At 46.7% G+C, this 26,805-nt stretch carries 20 protein-coding genes; 15 read left to right on the top strand and 5 right to left on the bottom strand.

What is annotated here, in order from left to right; genetic code table 11:
* The first annotated feature begins 814 nt into the window (after window positions 1–814).
* The 5 genes from LAY41_RS30645 to LAY41_RS30625 all read left to right on the top strand — a co-directional run bounded on the left by LAY41_RS30645 (window position 815) and on the right by LAY41_RS30625 (window position 7,803).
* Window positions 815–1,534, top strand: a complete 720-nt coding sequence (locus tag LAY41_RS30645; RefSeq protein WP_338023079.1) for a zinc-dependent alcohol dehydrogenase — start codon at window positions 815–817, stop codon at window positions 1,532–1,534.
* A 142-nt stretch (window positions 1,535–1,676) separates the two neighbouring features.
* Window positions 1,677–2,708 (top strand): glutaminase A, encoded by a 1,032-nt coding sequence (glsA, locus tag LAY41_RS30640; protein ID WP_249106325.1) that lies wholly within the window; start codon window positions 1,677–1,679, stop codon window positions 2,706–2,708.
* A 214-nt stretch (window positions 2,709–2,922) separates the two neighbouring features.
* Complete coding sequence (locus tag LAY41_RS30635) at window positions 2,923–5,136, top strand: adenylate/guanylate cyclase domain-containing protein (RefSeq protein ID WP_249106324.1); 2,214 nt, start codon at window positions 2,923–2,925, stop codon at window positions 5,134–5,136.
* Window positions 5,137–5,168: 32 nt separating this feature from the next.
* Window positions 5,169–6,680 (top strand): mechanosensitive ion channel family protein, encoded by a 1,512-nt coding sequence (locus tag LAY41_RS30630; RefSeq protein WP_249106323.1) that lies wholly within the window; start codon window positions 5,169–5,171, stop codon window positions 6,678–6,680.
* A gap of 34 nt (window positions 6,681–6,714) precedes the next feature.
* On the top strand, window positions 6,715–7,803 hold the full coding sequence (locus LAY41_RS30625; protein WP_249106322.1) for a substrate-binding domain-containing protein: 1,089 nt from the start codon (window positions 6,715–6,717) through the stop codon (window positions 7,801–7,803).
* A gap of 117 nt (window positions 7,804–7,920) precedes the next feature.
* Here LAY41_RS30625 and LAY41_RS30620 read toward each other — a convergent pair whose 3' ends face one another.
* Window positions 7,921–9,252: a sensor histidine kinase gene (locus LAY41_RS30620; protein WP_249106321.1), complete on the bottom strand. Its 1,332-nt coding sequence runs from the start codon at window positions 9,250–9,252 to the stop codon at window positions 7,921–7,923.
* Window positions 9,253–9,345: 93 nt separating this feature from the next.
* On the opposite strand from LAY41_RS30620, the gene LAY41_RS30615 reads away from it, so the two are divergent.
* Entirely contained in the window at window positions 9,346–10,995 is a 1,650-nt protein-coding gene (locus tag LAY41_RS30615; RefSeq protein ID WP_249106320.1) for an ArnT family glycosyltransferase, read from the top strand.
* A 108-nt stretch (window positions 10,996–11,103) separates the two neighbouring features.
* On the opposite strand, the gene LAY41_RS30610 is transcribed toward LAY41_RS30615, so the two are convergent.
* The gene (locus LAY41_RS30610) at window positions 11,104–11,487 is read right to left on the bottom strand and encodes a hypothetical protein (protein ID WP_249106319.1); all 384 of its coding nucleotides are present in this window, start codon (window positions 11,485–11,487) and stop codon (window positions 11,104–11,106) included.
* 467 nt (window positions 11,488–11,954) lie between these two features.
* On the opposite strand from LAY41_RS30610, the gene LAY41_RS30605 reads away from it, so the two are divergent.
* Window positions 11,955–13,886 (top strand): chloride channel protein, encoded by a 1,932-nt coding sequence (locus LAY41_RS30605; RefSeq protein WP_249106318.1) that lies wholly within the window; start codon window positions 11,955–11,957, stop codon window positions 13,884–13,886.
* A gap of 134 nt (window positions 13,887–14,020) precedes the next feature.
* Here the strand turns inward: LAY41_RS30605 and LAY41_RS30600 are convergent, their stop codons facing one another.
* Window positions 14,021–14,422 (bottom strand): AbrB family transcriptional regulator, encoded by a 402-nt coding sequence (locus LAY41_RS30600; protein WP_249106316.1) that lies wholly within the window; start codon window positions 14,420–14,422, stop codon window positions 14,021–14,023.
* A gap of 246 nt (window positions 14,423–14,668) precedes the next feature.
* Between LAY41_RS30600 and LAY41_RS30595 the strand changes: the two genes are divergently transcribed.
* The 4 genes from LAY41_RS30595 to LAY41_RS30585 all read left to right on the top strand — a co-directional run bounded on the left by LAY41_RS30595 (window position 14,669) and on the right by LAY41_RS30585 (window position 19,005).
* On the top strand, window positions 14,669–15,112 hold the full coding sequence (locus LAY41_RS30595; RefSeq protein ID WP_249106313.1) for an RrF2 family transcriptional regulator: 444 nt from the start codon (window positions 14,669–14,671) through the stop codon (window positions 15,110–15,112).
* A 153-nt stretch (window positions 15,113–15,265) separates the two neighbouring features.
* The gene (cbiB, locus tag LAY41_RS30590) at window positions 15,266–16,312 is read left to right on the top strand and encodes an adenosylcobinamide-phosphate synthase CbiB (RefSeq protein ID WP_249106311.1); all 1,047 of its coding nucleotides are present in this window, start codon (window positions 15,266–15,268) and stop codon (window positions 16,310–16,312) included.
* Window positions 16,313–16,677: 365 nt separating this feature from the next.
* Window positions 16,678–16,800, top strand: coding sequence for a hypothetical protein (locus LAY41_RS32500; protein WP_275974483.1), 123 nt, complete (start codon window positions 16,678–16,680; stop codon window positions 16,798–16,800).
* 96 nt (window positions 16,801–16,896) lie between these two features.
* Window positions 16,897–19,005, top strand: a complete 2,109-nt coding sequence (locus LAY41_RS30585) for a thioredoxin domain-containing protein (RefSeq protein ID WP_249106309.1) — start codon at window positions 16,897–16,899, stop codon at window positions 19,003–19,005.
* Between the two features lie 422 nt (window positions 19,006–19,427).
* Here the strand turns inward: LAY41_RS30585 and LAY41_RS30580 are convergent, their stop codons facing one another.
* Both LAY41_RS30580 and LAY41_RS30575 read right to left on the bottom strand, forming a co-directional pair.
* A complete protein-coding gene (locus tag LAY41_RS30580) occupies window positions 19,428–21,434 on the bottom strand; it encodes a peptidoglycan D,D-transpeptidase FtsI family protein (protein WP_249106307.1) in 2,007 nt (668 codons plus the stop codon).
* Between the two features lie 120 nt (window positions 21,435–21,554).
* Window positions 21,555–22,292, bottom strand: a complete 738-nt coding sequence (locus LAY41_RS30575) for a hypothetical protein (protein ID WP_249106305.1) — start codon at window positions 22,290–22,292, stop codon at window positions 21,555–21,557.
* Between the two features lie 278 nt (window positions 22,293–22,570).
* Between LAY41_RS30575 and LAY41_RS30570 the strand changes: the two genes are divergently transcribed.
* The 4 genes from LAY41_RS30570 (at window position 22,571) to glgB (ending at window position 26,525) form a co-directional block, all read left to right on the top strand.
* Window positions 22,571–22,768 (top strand): serine protease, encoded by a 198-nt coding sequence (locus LAY41_RS30570; RefSeq protein WP_249106303.1) that lies wholly within the window; start codon window positions 22,571–22,573, stop codon window positions 22,766–22,768.
* A 200-nt stretch (window positions 22,769–22,968) separates the two neighbouring features.
* Window positions 22,969–23,652: a glutathione S-transferase family protein gene (locus tag LAY41_RS30565; protein ID WP_249106301.1), complete on the top strand. Its 684-nt coding sequence runs from the start codon at window positions 22,969–22,971 to the stop codon at window positions 23,650–23,652.
* Window positions 23,649–23,954 carry a hypothetical protein gene (locus LAY41_RS30560; protein ID WP_249106299.1) on the top strand — a complete coding sequence of 102 codons (306 nt, stop codon included), beginning with the start codon at window positions 23,649–23,651 and terminating at the stop codon, window positions 23,952–23,954. Before LAY41_RS30565 ends, LAY41_RS30560 begins: the two co-directional genes overlap by 4 nt.
* A 234-nt stretch (window positions 23,955–24,188) precedes the next feature.
* Window positions 24,189–26,525 (top strand): 1,4-alpha-glucan branching enzyme, encoded by a 2,337-nt coding sequence (gene glgB / locus LAY41_RS30555; RefSeq protein WP_249106297.1) that lies wholly within the window; start codon window positions 24,189–24,191, stop codon window positions 26,523–26,525.
* Window positions 26,526–26,805 lie beyond the last annotated feature (280 nt).

Genomic DNA, 26,805 nt, shown 5'->3' with positions numbered 1-26,805 from the left:
AGAGACGTTTCATGAAACGTCTCTACAATGTTTAGGCCAAAAATTCTCATGGGGTAACCAACCCGGATTTGGTATTAGCCCAACTATATTTGCCGATCCCCATACTTTTGTTTTAATGATGCAAAGCAGTTGAAAAATTTTACGTAATTATCACGAGGCCATTCCCGATCTGCCGTTTAATCTACGCAATTATACTGAAATCAGTACGGGGATCAAACAGAGCCCAAACAGAACTTCATTAAGGATTTCTGCATGAGAGATTCCCAAATCGGAAATTAGCCTCTAGATAGATGAGGCAACTAAATAACCGCTTTTATAGTTAAGTATAACGAGCTTGACCCGGAAGAATGAGTAACTTTACTCAGGAGAAGAAGAACTCGATCCGGTTAACCGAACTCGTCTATTACAGGGACAAAAGGTAAATTTAAACCTGGTCGGGACGATAACAAGCACATCCATATTAGGTTCGAGCGGCAGAGAGTGCAACATTTATGAAATGCTCGAACTCAGCGCGGTTTATGAACAAGCATTTGATTTTGACATTATAAATTTCCATGTCGGCATTTCTGCATTAACCTTGATTTCTCAATTTAATTAACAGATTTTAATGAAGAGGCAAGATCAGATGAATACGCGCAGCAATACTTGTCCTTGTTGTGGAAGTGGACTACTCCGTCATATCCGCCATGAAGGCATCTATTGGTTTTGTACATCCTGCCACCAGGAAGTACCCTCACTGCTTTCCATTAGGATGCTGCATTGTGATACTCTAAAACAGCAGTCGCGTCCCCTCTCGGTGGTGAGTTCCTAAGTTTTGCTAGCAGCAGTACTTTACGGTCAAGAAAATTTCCGCCTGGAATCCGTGCCTGACCCCGTTCCAGGCGCGGGTGAAGTTGTGATTAAAGTTGCGGCGGCAACCACTTGCGGCACTGACCTCAAGGTCTGGCGTCGCGGCGGTCATGCCAAAATGCTGCGACCTCCCACTTTGTTCGGTCATGAGGCATCTGGGCGGATTGTGGCTGTTGGGGAGAATGTTTTACATTGGCAGGTGGGCGATCGCGTAGTAGCAAATAACTCCGCTCCCTGCATGAATTGTTTCTTTTGTCAACGTCAGGAATATTCGCTCTGTCCGAACCTGACTTGGAATAACGGCACATTTGCCGAATACCTGAAAATTCCCGCCCCCATTGTGCAGCACAACTTGTTGCCGATTCCAGATGACTTGCCCCACGCCCTAGCATCGATGACGGAACCGCTTGCTTGCGTGCTGCATGGGGTGGCGCGTTCCAATGTGAAGGCCGGCGATCGCGTGGTAGTTTTGGGAGATGGTGCGATCGGCTTGATGTTCGTAGCAGCTTTGGCGCATGGGGTCAGAGGGGCAGAGGGGCAGAGGGGCAGAGGGGCAGAGGAGCAGAGGGGCAGAGGGGCAGAGGAGCAGAGGGGCAGAGGGGCAGAGGAGCAGAGGGGCAGAGGAGCAGAGGGGCAGAGGGGCAGAGGAGCAGAGGAGAAAAGAAATAAAAATGTTCTGAAGTGAACAAAAAAGCAGATTTTCAGGTAATTATAACATACCTTAATAAGGTAAAAACTACCTAAAATCGAGAATCCAAAATCTGCCCAACTCACGCTCTGTGAATGAGGTCAATCTGAAATAAAATCAAAAATTGTTAAAGGCAGCTATGGTTGACACAGGTGATTTGCAATTTCTCGCCAATTCGATTCACGCGGTAACTTCGCCGTTTCGTTCTTATCTGAACGATCTGTATGACAAGTATCAATCCCTCGATGAAGGTGCTGTTGCGGACTACATTCCAGAATTGGCGTTAGCTAACCCGCAGTGGTTTGGCATCTGCGTAGTGACAGTTGACGGTCAGGTGTTTGAGGTGGGAGATTGCGATAAGTTATTCACAATTGAATCGATTTCCAAAGCATTTGTATATGGTTTGGCACTGGAAGATTGGGGTCGAGAGTATGTCAATACCAAGGTGAGTGTTGAGCCAACAAGAGAAGCGTTTAATTCGATTGTTTTAGATGAAAAAACAAATCGTCCCTACAATCCCATTGTAAATGCAGGTGCGATCGCAACCACCGATTTAATCAAAGGAGATGGGGCGACCGAACGCCTGACGCGCATCCTCGATATGTTCCGCCGTTATACCGGACGAAAGCACGATATTAACGTCCCGGTTTTTCTATCCCAGAAAGCAACGGGAAATCGGAACCGCGCGATCGCATACCTGATGCTTAATTTTGGCATGGTGAGCGATCGCATCGAAGAAACCCTCGACCTCTATTTCCAGCAATCCTCAATTATAGCGAATGCCCGCGACTTAGCAATGATGGCTGCAACCCTTGCTAACGGCGGCATCAATCCAATTACCAAAGAACGAGCAATTGACGAACGCTACGTTCAGGATGCGATCGGCGTCATGCTCACTTGCGGTATGTACGACTACTCTAGCGAGTGGATGTACCGGGTGGGGATGCCTGCTCAAAGTGGCGTGGGAGGAGGGATTACAGCCGTCGTTCCCGGAAAGCTGGGGATAGGCACTTTTTCCCCACCCCTAGATGCCAAGGGAAATAGCGTCAGAGGCATCAAAGTTTGCGAAGACCTCTCCAAAGACTTTGGTTTGCATCTGTTCAATGTCGCCAAACCAACCCACGTCTTGAAAGACTTGATCGAAGGTGGAGATTCAGTCGATCGTTGGTAATCTCTGAAATATGGCTAGGCCCGACAGCCCAGCCGTATTTCAGAACCTCTGCTTAATGATATCATCTTGGTAATGCTGAAATAAAAATAAGCACTGGGTTAAAGGTTTTTTATACCTTTTCCCTATCCCCGACGCCCTATTTTGGGGCAGATATAATAAAGTGATTCGAGCTACAAAGTATAGACTATACTCTCAAAAAAAAGGGCAAAATATCATGTTAATATTCAACCGCTTTAGTATAAAATCAAAAATTCAGATTATGCTCCTGATGGCTAGCCTGGGTTCGATCCTAGTGGTCGGCTACCTTAGCTGGAGCAAGATTCGGGGTGCTATAGAAGATAAAATTTACAATCAGTTAACGAGCGTTCGTACATCCAAGGCATACCAGATCGAATCCTACTTCAAGAATATGCGCCATCACGTCGAAACACTTTGCGAAGACCGCATGGTTGTCGCCGCGATGGTGGAATTCAACAGAGCGTATAGAGAACTGGATCAGCAGTACATTGCACCCGAATGGAATGCAGCGAGCGAGGATTATTACAAAAAAGAGTTTTTCTCCAGACTCTCCAAAGTCATCCCAGGCGAGCCTGACATTGAAACCTATCGTCCTTACACTCAACCCGCCAGATATCTCCAATATCAATACATCGCCAAAAACACAAATCCTGTCGGAAAAAAAGACGAACTGGTGGATGCACAAGACGGCAGCGAGTACAGCAAATTCCATAGCAAGTACCACCCAATCTTCCGTAATTTAATTAAGAAATTTGGCTACTATGATTTTTTCCTCATCAATTTCAAGACAGGGGAAGTTGCATACACGGTCTATAAGGAAACAGATTTTGGTACCAACCTGGAAAAAGGCCCTTATAAAGAAAGCAATCTGGCAGAAGTTGTAGCGGCAGTGCAGAAAAGCCCAGACCGTGGGGCTATCCAAATTGTCGATTTCAAACCCTATCGTCCGTCCTATATGGCACCCGCCGCTTTCATCGCTGGCCCGATTTATAACGGCCCGCACATTGTCGGTATTTTGGCGATCCAATTGCCAGTTGATGAAATCAACAACGTCCTGACTGGTAATAAAAACTGGAAGCAGGATGGGTTGGGCAATACGGGAGAGACTTACATGATAGGATCGGATATGTTGATGCGTTCTGTTTCCCGTTTTCTGATTGAAGATCCTAAAGGGTATCAGGCAGCCTTGAAGTCGATCGGTACGCCGGAGAGCAATATGCAATTAATTGAGCGGCTCGGCACCTCGATTCTCTTGCAGAACGTAAACACTCCATCGGCACAAGCTGCGATCGCAGGCATCCAAGGAACTACAATCGTTAAAGACTATCGCGGCAGAACGGTTCTGAGTTCCTACGGGCCGCTCAAACTCGAAGGTCTGGATTGGGGGATTATCGCAGAGATGGATTTGTCTGAAGCCTATCAGCCAGTCTACGCGCTGCAAAGAGACCTCTTTATCGCGACTGTAATTCTAGTGCTGCTGATTGTTTATTTAGCCAATGTTGCCGCTCACAGCTTTGTTAGACCGCTCGAGGTAATGATTGCAGGCGCTCGTAAAGTCGGTGAGGAAGATCCAAGTTTTGAGGAAGTCTTGAATTCTCGGAATGAATTTGGCGATCTGGCACAGCTTGTCAAGGAAATGGCTCACGGCGTTCACAACCAGACCAATTTGTTGGCACAAAAAAACCGCGAGAATGAGGCACTGCTGTTGAGTATATTGCCCAGTAAAGTAGTAGAGCGACTGAAAAAAGGCGAAGAGCGAATTGCCGATCGGATCGAACAAGTCACGGTGATATCTGCCACCATCTTTGGCTTGACAAAACTGGGTGCCAATCGGGAAGTTGGGGAAGTCGCCGACTTGCTCAACGAACTGATCGATCTGTTGAGCCAAGCAGCCGCTAACCACGATGTAGAGATGTTCAAAACCATTGGCGAGCGCTATATAGCAGTTTGCGGGCTATCAAAACCGCGTCTCGATCACTCAAAACGATCGGTAGATTTTGCCCTGGAAGCAATGGATGTGTTGCATAATTTCAACAATCGTTTCGGAATTAAGCTGAGTTTATCAGCTGGCATTCATGCCGGTGCAGTTATGGCAGGCATTATCGGCACCAAAAAGCTTAACTACGATCTTTGGGGTGAAACTTTAGCGCTAGCCAACGAGTTGAACGCTCACGCCGAACCCAACACAATTCGAGTCACCCAAGATCTGCGCGATCGCTTGCAAGACCTCTATTCTTTCGAGAAAGATAAAAACATCAAATTTGAAGAAAAAGGCAACTTAACAACTTGGGTTTTGAGAAAGGGAGGGTTACAAGACTTGATCGAAAACCTTTCATTCGGTTTAGATATGGATGATTGGGGTATCGAAGAAAGCACTAACGAAGTTGAAACAAATCAATCGAATATTTAGGGTAAGTGTAAGCACAGAAAGGTAACAATCTGATGGAGCAATCGACACTAATTTGGGGACTGGTTTTAATAGTTGGATTTCCGCTTTTAAGCGTTGCCCTTGGAGAGATAATCGAACGTTTGCAACGCCACAAAAATCCACTAATCCACTTCTTTGGTAACTTCCGCCGATGGACTTTGCCCCCATTAGCAATCCTGCTGGTGATGCGGAAAATCCTCAATTTAAAAGAACCTCATCTATTTTTACAGGTTGTCCAATCCCTCTTCTGGGTTGCTGTCCTCTACACCTCTATTTCTCTGCTTAACGTAGTCCTGACGACGAAGAAAAAACAATACTTTTGGCAGATCCACGTTCCCAATTTATTGTTTCAATTTGCCCGCACCGTAATCATTATAGGTATTGGCGCTTATGTTCTCGGTGAGGTATGGAAAGTAGATTTGAGTAGCGTGCTGACAGCATTGGGAGTTGGTTCGCTAGTGATTGCTCTGGCACTACAGGACACCCTCAGTAACTTGGTGTCTGGCTTTTTGCTGATCTTCGAGTCTCCTTTAAAATTGGGTGACTGGATTCGGTTTCAAGAGCTTGAAGGAGAAGTGATCGAAATCAACTGGCGGGCTGTCCGCTTGAAAACGCAAGACAAAGACATCGTGATTATCCCTAATGGCGTTTTGGGGAACGAGACAATCTACAACTATACGATGTTAGACCCCTTACACGCCGAACGTATTCAGGTAGGATTTTCCTATAAAGATCCACCCAACCGCGTCAAACGAGTACTAAGAAGTGCAGTACTTTCGACTAAAGATATCGTGTCCGAACACGAGCCAGAAATCGGAATTAAATCCTATGGAGATTTTTCTATTAACTACGAAGTGAGGTTTTATATTAAGAATTTTATCGATCTAGAAAAAATTCGCTATGAAGTCATGTCGCGCATTTATTACGTTGCCAAACGTAACCATCTGACGATGCCTTACCCCGTTAGCATCCAATATGATGGTAACCTCAAAGATATCCTGCCTCAAGATCACGAACCGGAAATTTTAGAATTCTTGAGGACAGTCCCCTATTTCATTTCCCTGGAGCGCGAAGTCATCAACACACTTGCCCAAAATGCCACCGTGGAATATTACGGAGCGGACGAAAAAATTGTTGAAGCTAGAGAATTTGATACTGGATTTTACATAATTATGGATGGGAGCGTTCTGCTTTCGGTCACAGATATTCATAACCAGGAACAAGAAATTTCTCGCTTGTCCAAGGGTGATTTTTTTGGCGAAATGGTGCTTTTACGAGGGGAACCCAGCGTTGCATCCGTCACAGTCATCGATGACTTGAAGGCTATTGCGATCGAACCCGATACAGTCTTTAGTCTCGCCCAGAAAAACCCCAAGTTTAGTTTGGAGATGAACCAATTTGTAGAAGAACGGAGAAAAGCTGCACGTTTAGCAAGAGGAACTAAAAACCTTTCCAATCAGGACACCCCACATAACGGTAAGGCAAGGCATCCACTCATACACCGGCTTAGAGACGGTTCAAATTAGCGATCGACGGAAATTAGTTAAGAGGTCTACTACAATGGAGCGACGAGCGTGTGTTCTTATCCTTTTTGTTCTACTCTTTGCCGGTTGCTCTAGCCAACCCAATCCACCCGCTGCTACAATTACACCAACTCAACCACCTGTACAAAACAAATCTGTAAATTCATTGCCAAAAGAACAGCCTACCCCAACAACACCTGTAGCTGTCAAAAAAACAACAGATGAAGGTAGCATCAAACTACCAGAAGTAGACCCCCTAGAAGTAGAAGGCGACATTAATATCGCGGGTAGTTCCACGGTTTTTCCCCTGCTTAAGACAATTTACGACCGCTTTATTGAAGAAGGTTATGGCAACAGTATTAATATCGAAAGTGTTAGTTCTACAGCTGGTTTAAAGCTCTTTTGTCAAGAAGGTAAGGCAGATATTGCCAACTCAACTCGTCGGATTAACAATGAGGAAGTAAAAGCTTGTGCTGCAAAGGGTCGTACCCCCATTGAGTTCCGCGTCGGCACCGATGCGCTAGTTGTTGCTGTCAATAAAGAGAATGATTTTCTTACTAATGTTACCTTAAAAGAATTGGCGGCAATCTTTACCGCCGAGAAGTGGTCTGATGTCAACCCTAAATGGCCTAACGAACGGATTAAGCGCTTTGTTCGCGACCCGGAATCAGTAAGTTTCAACTTTTTTGTTGAGCGCGTTTTCAATAACGATATAAAACCGCTTCTAAATTCGTTAAATACAAAATTCAGTCGCAGTGACGGTGACCTAATTGACGGGGTTATTGGTAATAAATACGCCATTAGTTTTTTTAGTTATGCTTACTATCCAGAAAATGCCCAAGAATTGAAAGTTATCTCAATTGAAGGCATCGCTCCAAATACTGAATCTGCAAAGAATGGGAAATACCCTCTGAATCGTCCCCTCTTCCTTTATTCAGATGCCAATATTATTAGCAAAAAGCCGCAGGTAGCTGCGTTTATAAACTTTTACCTGAGCCATGTCAATGAAGAGATTGTGAATGTTGGTTACTTCCCACCCAGTCAAAAGGAACTTGATGAAGCAAAAGTTAAACTTTTGAAAGCTATGGGATTAGAAAGACTTGTTATGCAAACGAATAAAAGTTAATAATTTAAACATCAATAGCAGTTTTTATTGCTTCTTTCAATTTATAGCCACAGTCAGATATGTTAGGAGAGTATTGACCGCTTAAACCAAGGAAAGGAATGTGTTTGTACTCAGCGATCAGCACTTTGCTATAGTTTTAACGGTCATTTTAGAGTCGCTCATCCGACTAATCGGTAACTCTACCGTAAAAGTTGTTCCTTCACCTAAAACAGACTGGCAATAAATTTTGCCATCATGGTTTTCCGTCACAAGCTGATAACAAATCGATAACCCCAAACCAGTCCCAATTCCAATAGGTTTCGTAGTAAAAAAAGGCTCAAATAACCGCTCTTGAATTTCTGGAGGAATCCCAAAACCATTGTCTGAAATACAGATTGCTACCCGGTCATCTCCGATTCGCTTAGTTGCGATCGCAATCTGCTTATGCTTAAGCGGCTGCACCTTTTCGTCTTTTTGTTCCAGCAACGCATCAATTGCATTACAAATCAGATTCATAAACACCTGATTCAATTGATTCACATGGCATTCCACGCTGGGAATATCACCATATTGCCGAATAATCTCTATTTTTTGTATGTAACGACTCTTCAGCAGTAATAGCGTACTTTCAACTCCTGCATTTAAATCTGTTTTTTTCATTTCAGATTCATCAAGTCGGTAAAAATTACGTAAACTGATTGCTAGTTCGCGAATTATTTCCGAGCCGTGTTTGATGGAATTAATAATTCTAGGTAAATCCTCAACCGCAAAATCCAGATCGACTTCTTCCAGTACTTCCAGAACGGCATTTGTGCTATCTGGGTAACTCGACTGGTATACTTCTAAAACTTTCAAAATATCTTGCACATAGCCTTCAACGTAAGGTATGTTGCCGTGGATAAAGTTAATCGGATTATTGATTTCATGTGAAATGCCCGATACCATCTGACCCAGCATAAACATTTTTTCTGTTTGCACTAGGTGCAACTGCATCCTTTGTAGCTCGCTAAAAGCTTCTTGGAGGCGTTGATTTTGTTGCTGTAATTCTTGCGTGCGCTGAGCTACCTTTTTCTCTAGTTCGGAATTTCGTTCTTGCAGTTCTTTTTGAGAATGAAGTACCTGAGTAGATCCAATCAATAAGCTGTAGCGTTTGTGTAAACTCAAAAATGCGATCGCAGGGCCAACCGTGATCGAATCAACCACGGCTTGCCAAAATCCTATGTGTTCAAAACCGAAAAACCCCATCGCATGGAACGTATGACCAGCAGCACAGCTGAAAAATATTCCTCCTGTCACCCCCGCAAACAAATCAATCCCCCCTTGACGGTTACGCCATAAACCCAGGATGATAAGTGTGCTAATCGCAAAGTAACAGCACGCAATTGTCACATTGGCCAAACCGCCCAGCAACTCAATTCGAGAGTCTGCTACACCGTGAGCCAAGGCCAAAAAATTATTATTTAACAACATAAATTTTTGCTGTGCTTTAACACCGATTTTTATTCCAAACTATGTATCAATAGTCTGTGAGACGGAGTGGCTTTTACTGTGAGCTAGATCACTATGTACGGTAAACTTTTTAGGTCGGGTGAACCGGGAAACTGGTTGCGCCGCCACGAAACCTTAATTGACTGCTTATGGGTCTTGGGATTGCTAATAGCGGCAATTATCCTCTATACAATTAATCTGGGCGGTTTACCCCTGCGAGATTGGGATGAGGGAATTGTCGCTCAGGTAGCCCGCGACATTTGGCTAGCACCGACCGGCGAGTTGCGCTGGCTTTACCCGACGCTGGGGGGTCAACCTTATATTAACAAGCCGCCACTGGTGCATCTGCTAATTGCTTGGGCGTACTCAGTTGGGGGCGTCAACGAATGGATGATCCGCTTTCCAGGCGCAATTTTAACTGCTCTCTCCGTACCCGTGCTATACGGCATCGGTCGCGAAATTTTTCCCCGCCGTCTAGAAGCTATTTTCTGTTCGTTGATTTACCTAACCTTGCTGCCTGTAGTGCGTCACGGGCGCTTGGCAATGCTGGATGGGGCTGTGCTGTGCTTTTTTCTATTTATGGTATGGTGTTTGTTACGCAGTCGCCGCAACTTACGTTATTGCCTGGGGGTTGGCATTGGTTTCGGGTTGATTTGCTTGACTAAAGGAATTTTGGGGTTATTATTGGGAGCGATCGCACTACTATTTCTGGTCTGGGATACACCCCGACTGCTCACATCTATTTATTTGTGGACCGGCATCATCATCGGCAGCCTCCCAGTCGCTTTCTGGTATGGTGCCCAGTTTATACACTACGGTCAAAGATTCCTCAATGAGGGGCTCGTCAACCAATCCTTGCAGCGCATTTGGGCACCCCTGGAAAATCACGCAGGGCCACCTTGGTATTATCTCTTAGAAATCTTGAAATACAACTGGCCGTGGCTGCTTTTTTTGCCACCCTGTTTGCGCTTTGCTTGGTCAAATCGCAATCTCAGCTGGGCTAAGTTAGTGCTGGTTTGGAGTGGTGTCTACCTCTTAGTTATATCGGCAATGACAACAAAACTCCCCTGGTACGTTTTGCCGATTTACCCAGCTTTAGCATTAGCACTGGGAGCTTATTTAGCAGAGGTTTGGCATTGGCCTAGCACAAAATCCTATCCCCGTGTTTGGAGCATTATTTTAGCACTGCTGGCTTTAGTTGCTTGGGCTGGAAGTATTTACTTTGGCTTTTTTTATCCAAAACCGGAACTAGATTTACAGATTATACTGGCCGCAACCGCCCTAACCATGACTCTAGCAGCCTTCCTGGTTACTCGTCGCGACCTTCAATTTATAGCCATTTTGTTGTGGGGCACTTATGTATCTCTGATATTACTGATGACTTCGGAGCATTGGGTTTGGGAATTGGCTGAAGCTTATCCAGTTAAACCAGTTGCGGAGATGATCCTCAAAAGCGATATCCCACATGGGGAGAAGATTTATACATCCTACCCATACTTTCGCCCTTCATTAAATTTTTATAGCGATCGCCAAATTATCCCGGCTTCTGCTGACGACCTCAAAAAAATTTGGGAACAAGAACCTCATCCCTACTTACTACTTGAGGAAGACTTCATCAAAAATGTGAGCCTAGAGTACGTGAAATCCTTTGGTGCTGTAGCTGTCGGAGATCGCCAGGACAAAAAAACAACTTGGACACTGATCTCACGAGATCCTAATTACTGAAAACCATGTACAGGCCCAGGGGAGAGTGGGAGAGTGATTGATTCTCGATCCTTCTTTTTTATCCCCAGTCCCCAGTCCCCAGTCCCCAGTTCCCAATTATCTATTACCTCACTCTACCAATTTTGTCACCCATTCTATAAATTCCTGAAACCGATTTTGTTGAGAGGGCTTTTCATCCAGTGTTGCCAAAGTATAACCCAAGAAAATAGCACTACCTACGATCGCTACAAAGGAAATAGGTTTGACAATGCGGAAATCGCGACGCATACGAGCCAAAGGGCGACTTTGGCGACGTAGCATTTGCCCATCAGCCCGCTGTTTTTTATTCGGTTGGGGGTCTCGAACGTAATGACCGCTTTCAGTAACTACAAAGCGTTCCTGGCAATACGGACACATATATAGTCCATTGCCCGTGTTACCCAGCCTCATTCCTTTAGAACGATGGCAAATCGGGCAAGCAACAGAATGACCATCAAATGTGTGAGCATTCATCAGAATTTCCTACTTTTCCACGGGGTGTATCTATTTTTCAGCACTGATAACTGACACTACCTTGACGCTGCTGCGCCAGGATTAGAGTTTTTACAAGTCATGACCCAACGCCGTCGCCATCAAAGCTTGACTTTGAGCCACTCCCATCTCCCTACGTAAATTTATCGCTTGTTTGAAGTGATGACCGAAACTTAGCCACAGATTTACATATTCGCAGATTTTATAGGACTACTAAATGATGACATTTTCCACGCCCGTAGCTTTCCAAGCTTTATCCCTGACACCCAGGGGGCTATAAGAGGAGTAGCTAACATGGATTGGACTATACAGGCATCACATCATCCTTAGTGTACCCTTGTTGACTCCCAAAACTGCACACTTGTAGGCTTTCTTCTCGATACAATCTAGAAGAGGAGTCAGTTACAAAATTTAAGCTTTCTCTAATACTTTATATAGTCGCCTTTATAATGACCCCCATTCCCCCCGCTGCTGTGCGTCTGAACCAACAGCCATTGCTAGATACGGGAAAATCTTGCCGTGCTTCTACCCCCTCATCCCCTCTAACTCGCCTTCTCAACCGTCTCCAGCCATCACCAGAAACCGTAGTGCTGATCTTGGCGGTACTAATTGGTAGTGGAACTGGCATGGGTGTGGTCACATTTCACTATTTGATTGAACTGATCCGCAGCCTCATGCTGGAGGATTTGATGGGAAAGATCTCAATCTGGGGTTCTTGGACTTTAGCTTGCGTTCCTACTGTCGGTGGTTTGCTTGTCGGCTTAATGCGCTGGCGCTGGCAAGACTTCGGCCCAAGCATTTCTTCCTTGATTGCAGCTACCGAGGGGTCGCGTCATGCTGTAGTCAGACAGCTCAGACCAGTGACGAAAATGGTGGCAGCTTCGATTTCCCTGGGCACAGGTGCTTCTTTGGGGCCAGAAGGGCCGAGTGTAGAAATCGGAGCGAATTTCGGTATGCTGCTGGGTCAGGTGCTGCAAGTTTCGCAAGAGCGACAGCGGCTACTTTTGGGGGCTGGTGCCGCTGCTGGCTTGGCAGCTGGGTTTAATGCCCCCATTGCTGGCGTTTTCTTTGCTCTGGAGGTGGTACTGGGAACTACTTTTGCCACTTCAGCGGTTAGCGTGGTGCTGCTAGCGGCTGTAGTAGCCGCTTTAATTGCACAGATTGGATTAGGGGCTCAACCTGCTTTTAGCCTACCAGTTTATGAAGTTCGCAGCCCGCTGGAATTTCCCCTTTATATGGGATTGGGTTTATTAGCCAGTTTGGTATCTCTGACTTATACGCAAGCCATTCAGGTGACTCAGCGATGCTTTCGCGGGCAGATGCCTGGGTTTGGCTGGTTGGGTAGGATACCTAGATTTATTCATCCAGTTATGGGCGGAGTCTGCATAGGTTTGGTGGCTTTGAAATGGCCTCAAATCTTGGGCATTGGCTACGAAACTGTGGAAGCTATGCTCCAAGATGTAGAGTTTTCTCTACCCTTGTTGCTGATATTGCTGGTCGTCAAGCTGGTGATGACGGCGCTTAGCTTGGGTTCTGGACTGGTGGGCGGCATTTTTGCCCCAGCGATGTTTCTGGGCGCTTCTTTAGGAGCTGCTTACGGAAAAATTTTGGTGGTATTGCTACCGGGAATCAGCGCCAATATTGCTGCACCACCAGCTTATGCAATGGTGGGAATGGCTGCGGTTCTGGCTGGAAGCGTGCGGGCTCCTCTGACATCAATTCTGTTACTGTTTGAACTGACGCGGGATTACCGCATTGTTTTACCCTTGATGGCGGCAGTGGGTCTGAGCGTTTGGCTGGTTGAACGACTTAAACCAACTGCTACTGGGGGCTTGAATCTCCAGCAGATGGGCGTGAATGTAGAGAAAGACCAGAATCTGGCAATTTTGAAGCAAATGCCGGTGGCTGTGGCTATGGATAAGCCACGCCTGATGTTATCTGGCAATTGCGGTGTCCTAGAAGCTGGTCTTGCTCTCACGGGTGAGAGGTGCCATACGGCTTTAGTTATTGATGCAGAGTCGCAACTGATTGGCCTTGTTACTCTTCAGGATATCAATCGCGCTCTAGCACGAGCCCAAACAGACCCTTTTGCCTGCGATTTAACTGCTCAAACCCTGGAATCTATCTGCACCAAAGAAATCCTCTACGCCTACGCTTCGGAATCTGTTGCTGAGGCTTTAGACCGCATGGGGGCTCGTGGTTTGCATCAGCTACCAGTAGTCGATCCAGACAATCCCCGGCGAGTTTTAGGCTTACTAGAACAGGAGGGGATTAATTTAGCTTGTCAGGTAGCAGTTACAGGTCAGGCACTCAGCCTTTACCTAACAACTCCATCTAGAACTGAGGAGTTGCCTTTAACTAAGCTCAAGCAACCTGCCTGAAAATTTCAGGTAATAGCGCGGGAATTTGTCTTTGCTTGAGAGCAACCAAGCAAGCATTCCCGAACTTTCGCCTGAAGGCGCTGCCTTTAACGGTCGGCGTCTTTAAAATTCAGCCATTAGCTTTGAGTTAACGCTCAGGATTCTTCGTCGTCTAGAATTTCATCTGCATCTAGTTGACGTAGCCGAATATGCTTGCGTCCTAGAGAAATTTCAAACTCATCTCCTGCCTGTAGTCCCATCTGTTTCGTGTAAGCTGAGCCAATCAGTAAGTTGCCGTTAGACTGCACGCTAATGCGATAGCTAGCACTGCGTCCGCCACGCCCATTGCCAGTTTGTTTGCTGTCTAACTGAATACCCTCAGCATCAATGAGGGCGTTCAGGAACTTCATCATGTTGACGCGCTCTACGCCGTTTTTTGTGACGGTGTAGTAGCCGCACTCTTTGGCCTTTTCTTCTTTGCTCACGTTCTCCAGCTCTTTGACTCTTTTGAGGAGAGTCTCACCAGTTAGGGGTTCGATCTTTTTGGTTTTATTCATTAACTCGATCCAACAATAAATGCTTCAAGTAATTTATAGTATCTTACTTTAGGTTAATTTTGCTATGCTTATGAAGCTTTAGCTTTGTATCAGCTCGCAATATTATGTTACAACTCGCTTGGTTAAGTAGTTCTCTCTCATTGGTCAATGGAACTCTAGCATACCTACATCTAGCTTCCCTCTATCCTGTTGCTCACTAGAATTGACTAAAGAAATAGGTAACTGCTGTATGAGTTACGGCTTGGGATGAAACTAACCACTCGCGGACACTATAGTGTTAAGGCACTGCTAGATTTGAGTCTACAGCCGGAATACGGCCCGACTTCTGTCAGATCGATCGCACGCCGTCAAGATATCCCCGCCCCATACCTGGAAAAACTTCTTATAGAGATGCGTCGCGCCAGTTTAGTCGAGTCAGTTCGCGGTGCTTCAGGCGGTTATAAATTGGCACGTTCACCAGCACAAATTTCTCTGGGACAGATCTTAGAAGCGGTTGGCGAAACAATTCAACCTTTGCCTCATCACACCCCTGATGCAAAGCTTGCTGAGGACTGGGTAACGTTTACCGTTTGGCGACACCTGCACCAAAAGCTTAAAGAAGCTTTATACAGTATTTCTCTGGAAGACCTTTATTACGACGCCCGTAGTTGGCAAGCATCTCTGGGGGAAGAAACCAGTTTTGTTGTTTAGGTGTCATCGGGCAGGAGATTTTAGATTTTAGATTTTAGATTTTATTTCAATTTAAAATCAGAAATCTTCCCCTCTTCCCCTCTTCCCCTCTTCCCCTCTTTCCCTAGCCCCTAGCCCCTAGCCCCTAGCCCCTTCTTGATTAGCCCCTTCTTCATGCCTTTTGATTTTTCTCCTCTCAAGTCTGCCCTCGTTCTAGCATTAGCAGCTGGGTTAGATTACCTAATTGGCGATCCTTGGGGTTGGCTTCATCCCGTGCAGGTGATGGGCTGGGGGATCGGTCAGTTATTTCAATGCTCGATCGAAATTTTAGAGAAACCTACTACCATACGGTGTGTTCATTTTACAAGAAAAATAACCAATTTGCCGATCGATGCGATCGTACCCCGCTGTGCTGGAATACTGCTAGGAATTTCATTGGTAATGGGTAGTGGGTTGGTTGGTTGGTTAATTATTCAAGCTGCCGACAGGTTACATCCTTTATTGGGTGTTGCAGTTGCCACCATAATGCTTGCCAGTTGTTTCGCCGGTAGGAGTTTGAGAGATGCAGGGGAGGCAGTTTTGCAACCCTTAAGAGATGGAGATTTGACTAAGGCCCGTTCTACTTTGAGCCTATATGTGGGTCGCGATACAGATAACTTATCAGAATCAGAAGTCCTGCGATCGGTTTTGGAAACGGTGACAGAAAATGCCACTGATGGTGTAATGGCACCGCTGTTTTATGCGATAATTGGCGCGTTTTTGCCGATGGTAGGTAGTGTTCCCCTCGCTCTTGCTTACAAAGCGGCAAGTACTCTCGATTCAAGTATCGGCTACCCTGAAGCGCCCTACACATATATAGGATGGTTTAGTGCCAAACAGGAAGATGTTCTTACCTGGCTTCCTTGCAGGTTTGTGGTAATTACCTTAGCACTTTTATCTGGCAGACCCGGTTATGTTTGGAGGATATGTCAAAGAGATGCGTCATCAGACTCCAGTCCGAATTCTGGCTGGAGCGAGTGCGTTTACGCTGCTATACTGGGTGTCCGAGTAGGGGGTACAAACTGGTATCGTGGCATTGCCAAACATAAACCGCTACTGGGAGATCCAATTAACCCTATCACTTGCGATCGCATTCAACAGGCGATGCAGCTGACGCGGTATTGCTTTGTGATCTGGTTGTCGATCGCATTATCAGCTTTAAGCTTGGCTACATTTCATTAAATTGGTCATTTGTCAACGGTTATTAGTGAGCGATCGGTTCTCAGTAGTTCTTTACCGATCGCTTTTTCCCCAATAATCAATAAGATTTTTCAAACCGCCCTGTTGGGTGACTCAGTGGAACGAAGTGGGATGGCAAGAGTCAATCGTATTTTAGAAGCGACTCTAAGATAAGAAAAGGAGTGTGCCATGTCCAAGAGACTTTTGCAAGCCGTCATTATGACATTCTCGATCCAAATGCTGGCGTCAATTAGCTCCCCAACTACCCTCCAGACAAGCTCAGCATACGATTTGCGATCGAACCCTACCCCTGCCCCAATAGCGATCCTGCTGCATCGCCTGTTTCAGTCGCAGAAAACATCGTTAAAGTGAAAGACCGGGAATTGTGCGATCGCGATATATTAAAGCAAAACATAAAAATATCCAACAACTTCTTGTGGCATTTCTTGTGGAATTTATTGTGGGATGGGCGTCCCGCCCGTCACTCCTAAGTGGCAAGCGATACCCCTCTTCCTCCTTTCCCCGTTGCCTATCCATCCGTAGGTCAATTCAAAATCTAAAATCTAAAATCTAAAATTTAAAATCGAATGACGAATCGCCTTGCCCAATCCCCAAGTCTTTACCTACGCAAACACGCCGAAAATCCCATCGACTGGTGGCCTTGGTGCGATGAAGCCATAGAAGTTGCCCGCCGCGAAAACAAGCTGATTTTTCTTTCAATTGGCTATTCAAGTTGCCACTGGTGTACCGTCATGGAAGGCGAGGCATTTTCCGATCGGACTATTGCCGAGTATATGAACGCCAATTTTATCCCGATCAAGGTCGATCGGGAAGAGCGGCCAGACTTAGACAGTATTTATATGCAAGGGTTGCAGATGATGGTTGGGCAAGGCGGCTGGCCTCTCAACGTATTTTTAGACCCTAAAGACTTGATACCTTTTTACGGCGGCACTTACTTTCCCGTCGAACCCCGCTACGGACGCCCCGGATTTCTGCAAGTGCTGCAAGCAATTCGCCGCCACTACGACACTGAAAAAGCCAAAGTTGAGTCTGTAACGGCAGAAATTCGCGGATATCTCCAGCAGGGAGCTATGCTGCAACCAACAGGCGGCGAACAATTAGATTCCTCTCTACTGCGTCAAGGTTTAAAGACCAATACTAGCGTGCTGAAAGGCATTGGTTCTGGCCCCTGCTTCCCGATGATGCCTTACGCCGGATTGGTACTGCGGGGCGTTCGATTTAGTTCTCAGGCTGAAGTTAGCAAGGAGGAATCCCAATCCGATGCTAAGCAGGTTTGTACCCAGCGGGGGTTAAATCTCGCACTGGGAGGTATTTACGACCATGTTGCCGGGGGTTTTCACCGCTACACGGTTGACGCGACTTGGACGGTGCCTCACTTTGAAAAGATGCTCTACGATAACGGTCAGATTGTGGAATATCTGGCTTGTTTGTGGAGTAGCGGAGTTCAAGTACCGGCATTTGAGAGTGCGATCGCAGGTACGGTACAATGGCTTGTGCGCGAAATGACTGCTCCTGAAGGTTACTTCTACGCATCTCAGGATGCCGACAACTTCAGCGATGCAGCAGCAAAAGAGCCAGAAGAAGGAAACTTTTATGTTTGGAAATATCAGGAACTCGAACAACTTCTCACCGCTGAGGAATTAGCAGAAATTAAGGCGGAGTTCACTGTCACTGCTGAGGGCAATTTTGAAGAGTGCAACGTTATGCAACGCCGCCACCCCCACAATCTGAGCGACAAGGCAGAAGTTGCTTTACTTAAAATGTTTGAAGTCCGCTACGGTGTTAAACCTGACGCCCGGTCAACTTTCCCTCCCGCCCGCAATAATCAGGAAGCCAAAGCGGGCAACTGGACTGGTCGGATTCCGCCAGTGACAGATATCAAGATGATTGTAGCTTGGAATAGCTTGATGATTTCGGGACTGGCACGAGCTTATACGGCATTTGGGCGGACAGAGTATTTGTCTGTTGCTGTTAGGGCTGCTAAATTTATTTTGGATCGCCAGTGGGTGGACGATCGCTTTCATCGCCTCAATTATGAGGGTAAGACGGCGGTTTTGGCTCAGTCTGAAGATTATGCTCTTTTCATCAAGGCGCTATTGGATTTGCAGCAAGCTTCTCTGGGATTGGGTATTGGGGAAGAAAAAGAATTTCCAACTTGTAAGTTCTGGCTAGAAAAAGCAGTCAAGGTGCAGGAGGAGTTTGATGAATTTCTCTGGAGTGTGGAACTGGGAGGATATTTCAATACTGCCAGCGATGCCAGTGGCGACCTTGTGGTACGAGAGCGCAATTATAATGATAATGCTACTCCCTCTGCTAATGGTGTGGCGATCGCTAACTTAGTGCAACTAGCCTTACTCACGGAAGATCTACAATATCTCGATCGGGCCGAGCAAGCTTTACGCGCTTTTAGCAGCGTGATGAATCAGACTCCTCAAGCCTGTCCCGGTTTATTTACTGCTCTAGATTGGTATATCGATCGCACTCTGATTCGTACTACTAATGAGCAACTCGAATCTCTCATCCCTCAATATTTACCCACAGCAGTTTATGCTCTTACAGATAATCTCCCCGCAGGAAGTGTAGGACTGGTTTGTCAGGGGCTTAGTTGCTCCGAACCTGCCAAAAGCCGCGAACAATTGTGGGAACAAGTCCAAAATAGCCAAATTAGGGGCTAAAAAAGTCAAAAGTCAAAAGTCAAAAGTCAAAAGTCAAAAGAAACAAATGATATCGTTTCCGGTTGTGTCTGAATCATGATGGCCGCAGAGGGGGGTTCTTTCGTGTCAAATATGCTGCTTTGGACACGGCATATTTAAATCTTTTGTATGACCGACATATTTATGATGCCGTGTCCCTACAAAAATGCTCTTATAGCTAGGGACTAGGGGCTAGGGGCTAGGGGCTAGGGGAAGAAGTGCTTAGAATCAAGGGTTTCGGGAATTGAGAATGTCCTAACCGCCTTGGCGGTTGCTATAAAAAAGATTAGCATAATGATTCCGAAAGACCCGATTTTTCTAGCCTCTAGCTCCTTCTTTCTTTTGACTTTTGACTTTTGACTTTTGACTTTTGACTTTTGACTTTTGACTTTTGACTTTTGTCCCTATTGACTTGGGGGTATTTGCTCAATTGTAATCAGAGATTCCATCACGGTCTTGACAATTGGTGCTGCTACAGTCGAACCAAAAACCCTGCCCTTTGGTTCGTCCACCACAGCTACAACCACGTAGCGGGGGGATTCTACTGGCAAGATACCGACAAAGCTGACGATCTTGGCGTTGGCGGAGTAGCCGCCGGTAGCACTGGCTTTTTGGGCTGTACCAGTTTTGCCAGCGATGCGATATCCGGGAATTTGTGCGGGTTTTCCCGTCCCCTTAGTTACTACAGTTTCCATCATTTCTAGGACTGTCTGTGTAGTGTTAGGAGAGAAAACTGGCCGAGGTGCTGGGACTGTGGGCTGCCAGTGCATTTGTCCTTTGGAGTCGAATAAACCGCGCACGACGTGGGGACTTACCAGTTTGCCACCATTCGCGATCGCACCGTGGAGTTGTGCCAGCTGGAGGGGGGTGATGGAAAATCCCTGGCCAAAAGAGGTAGTTGCCGGTTCGATCGGCGAACCTGTAAACTCCTCTTGACTTTTCAACTGGCTGGGTACTGCAAAGGGCAGATCTGTTTCTACAGTTTGCCCCAGTCCCAGGCGTTCCAGCCAGCCGTAGTAGACACTGGGCTTTACTTGCTGCATAACTTGCACCATGCCAACGTTGCTGGAAAGTTGTAGAATCTCAGCAATTGTAAGACTTCCGTGACCGCCTCCCTCAGCGTTTTTGATCGGCCAGCCCGCTACCTGAATGTGGCCGTTGTCAACAAAGGTACTGTCGGGTTTGATGCCTCCAGTTTCGAGGGCGATCGCCACATTGAGGGGCTTGAAGGTGGAACCCGGTTCGTAAAGGTCTGTCAGCGCCCAGTTCTTAAACAGTCCCACATCATATTTGGAGTACTGGTTCGGGTCGTAGGAAGGTTCGGAAACCAGTGCCAGCAATGCACCATCCCGCGCATCCATGACGATGACGGTGCCTCGCTTAGCTTTGAATTGCTCAATTTTTTCTTTGAGGGCTGAACGGGCGGCACGTTGAAGTCGGCTATCTATTGTCAGTTGCAGTCGCAGGTCGTCGTTCATCACTCCTGCTGGCGCGTAATCTGGCATCATGGCACCGTTTCCCGCACGACTCAGCCTGACTGCACGAGTAGAGCGTTCTAGCAATTTTTCCTGGCTGTATTCTACTCCTGCTTGACCTTTATGATTCATATTGACGTAGCCCACAATGTCTGCCGCCAGTTCCTGCTGCGCGTAGAGGCGGGAGTAATGGGGAATTAATTCCAGTCCGTCCAGTCGCAAGGCGGTGATGCGATCGGCTACTTCTTCCAACAGGGAATTTTCGATCCGAACGCCACTTTCAGCTTTATTAAAATATTTCACTAGGTCTTCGACAGAACGACCCAGCAGGGGTGAAAGTTTTGTGGCGACTTCTTCTTTTGAAGTTTTAAACAGCTTCCGGTGGGCGTACAAGGTGTAAGCAGGGCGATCGACTGCTAAAACGTTGTTGTTGCGGTCAACAATGGGGCGTCGAGGTACATAAGGACGTAAGGTTACTGCTTGCTGCTGTTTGGCGGTGCGTGCTAGTATCGGTCCGCGCACAATTTGCAGTTTATATAAATTCCAGCCGAGACCCAATCCGCTGAGCAACAAAAGTATCCATACCAGCACCAGTCGGTTCAATTTTGGATTTTGCGCGAAGTGGGCGTCTTGGCGGTTCCCGTCACGATGCCCACCTTCGCAAGAGAGGATTTTGGATTTTAGATTATTAGGCTGTTTGCGAGTTTGAGATGATTCTGAATTCTCGCTTTTAGACTTCGATCCAAAATTCTTTTGCCTGGGAGAACCGATATCCCGGCCTAATCTGGAAACTGAAGTTAATAAATTCGGCCCTATATCCGGCTGTTGCCGATCTAGAAGCTTTACTGAACGCTGTTGAGGCTGTTTGCTCGCCGGTCGCCGCGCCCGTGAGCGACGCCTACTATAACGAGAAGAGGGAGGATTGGCTGAAGCCATATTAAAACCCAACACAAAAAGTCAATCATTCAAAAGTCAATCATTCAAAAGTCAATCATTCAAAAGAATGATTCTTTTCCCTCTTCCCCTAGCCCCTTCTTTCCCCTAGCCCCTTCTTTTCTAGTACCCTACTGGCGTTGGGGTTAGCTTGGGACTAGAAGCTGGCGTTGGAGCTGTTTTTTCCGTGGCTGTCGATCGCGGTGATGGCACGAGAAACAAGTTATTGTCTGGAGTTGGAGACACTAAACCATTATCCGGGTGTTCGGCTCCCTGGGCCAGCTTATTTTTCAAAACTTCACCTGCTGTTGTCAGTTGTCGCTCTTTTCGTTCGAGTATTTCCAGTTTGCGGTACTCTTGGCTCCACTGTTGCTGGGCATAAACTGTCCCGCCGTAAACTAGGAGTACCGCGCCCACGAGGAGAAAAGTTACGAATGTCGATCGCTGCTGTAGTGCGATCGCGCCACGTAACCAAGGCGGTATTGATTCTGAGGAGGGCAGGATTTTAACGGTTTGGTCGTTGGTACGACGCGATCGATGAAGCTGCGAAGGACGCGATCGCCATGTTGTGGACTGCTTTTCATGGTTCTCTTGTTTTTCAATGTATCGCAACGAGCTTTGGGAACTGCCGTCCTTTGCCTTTTTTTGGGGTTCTATTAAACTAACAACCGATTTTCTGAATGCTAGCCTTTTAGCAGAAAACGCAGATTTAGGGGCGACCGACATAGCCTTTACCAATTCAATAGATATTCCGACTTCCACGCAGGGTCGGGGAGTTTTTAACTCACAAGGGAGAGCTTTTCGGAAAGTCAACAACTTGCAACCTCTGTTACCCCCACCGTTCTGACAGGATTCTAACATTGTTGACATCCTCCTCCCTAGCTTTACCCGAAGTCTTGCCGAAGGCAAGGGCCATGCCGCTGGGCTTGAACCTTGCCACTATATCTCATCTAAAAAGTTGTCAAATTTGGACACAATAGCTCTATTGGGCGATTCTTTCGAGTTTTTGGAGTATTATGTGTGAGGCAGCAGCTTTGCTTCACAAAAAAAAATTGGTTGTACTTGCGCGCTAGCCTGGTAAATAAAGTATTGTTATCATCTAGTTACAAATTGTGACGCAATCAGTAACAGAGGAGTGTATGAACAAAAAAATCGTTAGTTTGGCTCTAGGACTCGGCTTGGTTGTAATGTTGGGAGCCTGCAAAGGCGGCGGTGATGCGCCAGCCACCACCAGTCCGTCACCAGCAGGAGGAGCATCTTCTGCTCCTAAAGCAACAACAGCGCCCGCACCCGCACCCGCTAAAACGCCTGCGGCAACTCCCACTAAATCGCCCTAAGCTGGCTGTCCATATTCTCATCACCGGCTTGACAATGAGATTTACGCCTTTCCCATTTGCTTTAGGCGTGGGAAAGGGGCTTTGGCTTTAGCCACAGTTAAGTTTCACTTCCGGTCGTTCATAGTTCATGGTTCAAAAGCAATGAACCATGAACTATATGCAATGAACGGCATATATATGCTTGTTACCTTTCTACATAGATGCTTTTACTGCAATTTAGTACGTCTCATTACTGTCGCAAAGCAAGATTAGCGCTGGGGTATAAAAAAATAAGTTATGAAGTTCAGAATTTAACGCCGGGACTTCATATTATGAAGCTAAAACCGCTGACGGGTTTGACAACGGTACCAGTGTTGTTGCCGCAGAAAGAGGGACAGCCGGAAGCGATCGCAGACTCGACGCAAATATTAAAATATCTGGAAACCTACAAGCCAGAACCAACTCTTTTTTTACCAGATCTGCGGCAGCAGACAGAAGCCTGTATGCTGGAAGATTGGCTTGATGAAAGTATTGGCACTGCGACTAGATTTGTGTACTATGACTTTCGTGCTGGTGAAGGCAAGCAAATAGACCCCTCTTTGTCCAGCCAGGTGGTAATCCAGGTGGTACGGCGTCAGTATAAAATTAATGCAGCGACGGTGAAGCTGGCGGCAGATCGGCTGGCTCTAGCTCTGGAGGAATTATCAAGTCGCTGGCAGGATAACCCCTATCTGGTGGGAAATAACCTCAGCGTAGGAGATATCGCTGCCGGTGCTTTGCTCAGTCCCTTAGCCCTAATTCCCCACTACAGACGAGAATATCCCTGGCTGTTCGATCGCATTATCCAAATTCATCAAATCTGTGGGGAACCCCTACCCCCCGGACTTAGAAAGGATGAAGGATGAAAATTGCCCCTCTGTTCCTCTGCTCCTGTGCCCCTCTGCTGCTGTGCCCCTCTGCTCCTCTGCTAGCTTTGCCACCACCAGAGGATATACCGGAAGAAGTTTTGCGGACAGAAATTATTATAGAAGCGCGATCGCCTGTTGATGGTAAACCCATAACTGCTGCTGAGTACGCTCAATTAAGAGCAAATCTAGGAGAAGCTCAAAACGGAAGACCTCAAGTAAATCCTCAAGTGCAACATCTACTTTTCCTGCTCCGCGTCAGTTATCCGCTCCGAAAGCTTTTTCCATTTTTGCATTTTTGAGACTTATTAGTCATTAGTTATTGGTCATTGGTCATTAGTTATTGCTCACCCACTCACCCACTCTCCTACTCTCCTAGCCCCAATCCGACATCTGAGTCAGCATTTTAGGCGATCGGCTAGCCATAAGATGTAAATACATGAAAAAATGTATATAAATTTAAAGTGTTTTGGCATCTCACTCCTGTATAAGCCAACTCAGTAAGTTCCCGTTAGTAGGTAGGTAGCCTCATGTCCATGACCATTGCCCCTGAGCAGATTGACCGGATTGTTTGGAATCAGCATCAAGACCCGTTTGAAGTGCTGGGGCCCCATCTTATTGAGCAAAATGGCAAAACTGTCTGGGTAGTGCGAACTTACCTTCCGAATGCCGACGCCGTATGGGTCGTGCTACCAGAGGAACGAAAACAATTTCCGATGCAATCCGTGCATCATCCTCACTTTTTTGAATGCAACATTGATACGCCGGAACTAGCAAACTATCAGCTGCGGATTAAAGAAGGCGAACATGAGCGCGTCGTAAATGACGCTTATGCTTTCCGCTCGCCGCTGCTGACAGAATTTGACATTCACTTATTCGCCGAAGGGAATCATCACCGCATTTACGAGAAGTTAGGGGCACACCTAACCGAAGTCAACGGCGTCAAGGGCGTTTATTTTGCCGTTTGGGCTCCCAATGCTCGTAACGTTTCGCTTTTGGGCGATTTCAACTTGTGGGATGGTCGCCAACACCAAATGGGAAAACGGGAAACAGGTATTTGGGAATTGTTTATTCCCGGACTGGAGGTCGGAGTCCACTACAAGTATGAAATCAAAAACTATGCTGGCCACATTTACGAAAAAAGCGACCCCTATGGTTTCCACCAGGAAGCGCGGCCTAAAACTGCTTCTATCGTCGCCGACTTAGATACCTACACTTGGAACGACGATGAGTGGATGGAAAAGCGTCGTCACGGTGACCCGCTGACCCAGCCTGTTTGCGTCTACGAATGCCATTTAGGCTCATGGTTGCACGCTTCTTCAGATGAACCGGCAGTGTTGCCGAATGGGGAAAAGGAGCCGGTGGTCGTCGTCTCAGAACTCAGACCGGGGGCTCGCTTCCTTACCTACCGCGAGTTAGCAGAGAAACTGATTCCCTACGTTAAGGAACTCGGATTTACTCACATTGAATTATTGCCGATCGCAGAACATCCTTTTGATGGTTCTTGGGGATATCAGGTGACGGGATACTACGCACCTACTTCTCGCTTTGGCAAGCCCGAAGATTTCATGTATTTCGTTGACAAATGCCACGAACAAGGCATTGGGGTACTCGTTGACTGGGTGCCGGGTCACTTCCCCAAAGACGGTCACGGTTTGGCTTTCTTCGATGGCACCCACCTATACGAACACGCTGACCCCCGCAAGGGCGAACACAAACAGTGGGGCACTTTGGTGTTCAACTACGGTCGCAACGAAGTGCGTAATTTCCTGGTAGCGAACGCGCTGTTTTGGTTTGACAAATACCACATTGACGGGATACGGGTAGACGCCGTGGCTTCCATGCTCTACCTCAACTATTTACGCCCAGATGGGGAATGGGTTGCCAACCAGTACGGCGGTTGCGAACATATTGAAGCGGCTGATTTCCTCCGTCAGACAAATCACGTCCTCTTCAGCTACTACCCTGGTATTCTCTCCATTGCTGAAGAGTCTACCTCTTGGCCGATGGTGTCTTGGCCTACTTATGTGGGCGGCTTGGGCTTTAACTTGAAGTGGAATATGGGCTGGATGCACGATATGTTGGATTATTTCCACATGGACCCGTGGTTCCGCCAGTTCCACCAAAACAACCTCACCTTCAGTATTTGGTACCACCACAGCGAAAATTATATGCTGGCGCTATCTCACGATGAGGTGGTACACGGTAAGAGTCCTTTGATTGGGAAGATGCCGGGGGACAGGTGGCAGAAGTTCGCCAACGTGCGAACTTTGTTGGCTTATATGTATACTCACCCCGGCAAGAAGACTCTATTTATGAGTATGGAGTTCGGGCAGTGGAGCGAGTGGAATGTCTGGGCAGATTTGGAGTGGCAGCTGTTCCAGCACGAGGAGCATCAACAGTTGGTTAAGTTTATGACTGACCTCAACCACCTGTATCAAAACGAACCAACGCTGTATACTTGGGATTTTGGTGAGGGCGGGTTTGAGTGGATTGATTGCAATGATAACCGCCACAGCGTGATTTCGTTTATCCGCCGCGATAAGGAAGATCCAGGTAATTTTGTAGTGACCGTGTGTAATTTCACACCTCAGCCCCACAGTCATTACCGCGTCGGCGTGCCAGAAGCGGGATTCTATAAGGAACTGTTCAATAGCGATGCCGGTGAGTACGGTGGTAGCAACATGGGGAATTTAGGGGGTAAGTGGACGGAAGAGTGGTTCTTCCACAATCATTACCATTCCCTGGATCTGTGTTTACCTCCGTTAGCGGTGCTGATTTTGAAGTTCGATCGCCAGAAAACCGAAGCGGCGATGAAAGCTGCTAATCCAGCTTTAGAGGAAGAGTCGCAGGACGTTTCTACAGCTGATTAGAGTGGAGAAGGATTTCAAATTTTAGATTTTAGATTTCATTTTAAATCTAAAATCTAAAATCTAAAATTACCCTAGTCCCTAGAACACCAATTCAGTAATCGTAGGGGCGAAGCAAACGGGAGTGAAAATCTATCGCTCTTACCCTAGATTTTCACTCCCGTTTGCTAATGCCTCCGGCACGATGGAGCGAACGCCCCTACAAGCTATAGCAACCGACGAGAGTCGATTAGGGCAGTAGGGGCGAAGCATTCGGGCATATAATTTATTGGTTAAAACCTTA

The sequence above is a fragment of the Argonema galeatum A003/A1 genome (genome assembly GCF_023333595.1).
GTDB lineage: Bacteria > Cyanobacteriota > Cyanobacteriia > Cyanobacteriales > Aerosakkonemataceae > Argonema > Argonema galeatum.
The sequence above is the reverse complement of the archived record's forward strand: the minus strand, read 5'-3'. Positions and strand labels throughout refer to the sequence as shown.

Bases quoted from the DNA above. Each gene is read 5' to 3' on its own strand.
- cbiB (WP_249106311.1), top strand. From the start codon at position 15,266: ATGCCTTTTGATTTTTCTCCTCTCAAGTCTGCCCTCGTTCTAGCATTA.
- LAY41_RS30585 (WP_249106309.1), top strand. From the start codon at position 16,897: ATGACGAATCGCCTTGCCCAATCCCCAAGTCTTTACCTACGCAAACAC.
- LAY41_RS30605 (WP_249106318.1), top strand. From the start codon at position 11,955: ATGACCCCCATTCCCCCCGCTGCTGTGCGTCTGAACCAACAGCCATTG.
- LAY41_RS30630 (WP_249106323.1), top strand. From the start codon at position 5,169: ATGGAGCAATCGACACTAATTTGGGGACTGGTTTTAATAGTTGGATTT.
- LAY41_RS30615 (WP_249106320.1), top strand. From the start codon at position 9,346: ATGTACGGTAAACTTTTTAGGTCGGGTGAACCGGGAAACTGGTTGCGC.
- glgB (WP_249106297.1), top strand. From the start codon at position 24,189: ATGACCATTGCCCCTGAGCAGATTGACCGGATTGTTTGGAATCAGCAT.
- LAY41_RS30565 (WP_249106301.1), top strand. From the start codon at position 22,969: ATGCTTTTACTGCAATTTAGTACGTCTCATTACTGTCGCAAAGCAAGA.
- LAY41_RS30600 (WP_249106316.1), bottom strand. From the start codon at position 14,422: ATGAATAAAACCAAAAAGATCGAACCCCTAACTGGTGAGACTCTCCTC.
- LAY41_RS30620 (WP_249106321.1), bottom strand. From the start codon at position 9,252: ATGTTGTTAAATAATAATTTTTTGGCCTTGGCTCACGGTGTAGCAGAC.
- LAY41_RS30625 (WP_249106322.1), top strand. From the start codon at position 6,715: ATGGAGCGACGAGCGTGTGTTCTTATCCTTTTTGTTCTACTCTTTGCC.
- LAY41_RS30595 (WP_249106313.1), top strand. From the start codon at position 14,669: ATGAAACTAACCACTCGCGGACACTATAGTGTTAAGGCACTGCTAGAT.
- LAY41_RS30575 (WP_249106305.1), bottom strand. From the start codon at position 22,292: ATGTTAGAATCCTGTCAGAACGGTGGGGGTAACAGAGGTTGCAAGTTG.
- LAY41_RS30635 (WP_249106324.1), top strand. From the start codon at position 2,923: ATGTTAATATTCAACCGCTTTAGTATAAAATCAAAAATTCAGATTATG.
- LAY41_RS30560 (WP_249106299.1), top strand. From the start codon at position 23,649: ATGAAAATTGCCCCTCTGTTCCTCTGCTCCTGTGCCCCTCTGCTGCTG.
- LAY41_RS30580 (WP_249106307.1), bottom strand. From the start codon at position 21,434: ATGGCTTCAGCCAATCCTCCCTCTTCTCGTTATAGTAGGCGTCGCTCA.
- glsA (WP_249106325.1), top strand. From the start codon at position 1,677: ATGGTTGACACAGGTGATTTGCAATTTCTCGCCAATTCGATTCACGCG.
- LAY41_RS30570 (WP_249106303.1), top strand. From the start codon at position 22,571: ATGAACAAAAAAATCGTTAGTTTGGCTCTAGGACTCGGCTTGGTTGTA.
- LAY41_RS30610 (WP_249106319.1), bottom strand. From the start codon at position 11,487: ATGAATGCTCACACATTTGATGGTCATTCTGTTGCTTGCCCGATTTGC.